At 50.9% G+C, this 686-nt stretch carries 2 protein-coding genes; both read left to right on the top strand.

Annotated elements, in window-relative coordinates; genetic code table 11:
* On the top strand, nt 1-350 hold a 350-nt coding region (locus R8O10_RS25305; RefSeq protein WP_031831285.1), incomplete at its 5' end, for an FtsX-like permease family protein.
* A 2-nt stretch (nt 351-352) separates the two neighbouring features.
* A partial coding sequence (locus R8O10_RS25300; protein ID WP_318191967.1) for a DUF3299 domain-containing protein occupies nt 353-686 on the top strand: 334 nt, incomplete at its 3' end.

Here is a 686-nt window from a genome sequence, read left to right as displayed (position 1 = left end):
GCATGTTAAGCAGCCTACTGACCAGCTTACAAGAACGACGTCGAGAAATGGCCATTTTACGCGCTATGGGCGCACGCCCGCGCCACGTTTTTTCTCTGCTCATTAGTGAAGCGAGTTTACTCACAGCAGCAGGTATCGTCACTGGCGTTTTGGGACTGTATGCGATACTCGCCCTACTTCAGCCCCTAATTCAACAACACTACGGTATAAATCTCACGTTAAGCACGCTTTCTGCGTACGAATGGATGCTGCTTAGCTTTGTACAATGCGCCGGTATTGTGATTGGTTTTATTCCAGCATTCCGCGCCTACAGACAGTCACTCAGTGACGGAATGACCATAAGGATCTAACGATGTGGAAAAAAGTTTTAGCCAGTTGCTTACTCGCGATTGCATTTACGACGCCGGTCATGGCGAGTGATGAGCCATTAACGCTCGACTGGATCGATCTGGTTCCTGAAGCGGAACGTAAGCTGTTCGACAGCGTGGGGATGCCCGCGTCTGATCACAGTGGTGGCGCGGCGCAGCAATCAAAAATCGGTAACGTCAGACCAGAACTCAATGGCAGTCAGGTCAAAATCCCTGGCTTCGTGATTCCTCTTGAGGGAGATGCCAACACGGTGACGGAATTTTTGTTGGTGCCGTATTTTGGGGCGTGTATCCACGTACCACCACCACCACCAAACC

The sequence above is a fragment of the Vibrio sp. 1727 genome (assembly GCF_033344415.1).
GTDB lineage: Bacteria > Pseudomonadota > Gammaproteobacteria > Enterobacterales > Vibrionaceae > Vibrio > Vibrio alginolyticus.
The sequence above is the reverse complement of the archived record's forward strand: the minus strand, read 5'-3'. Positions and strand labels throughout refer to the sequence as shown.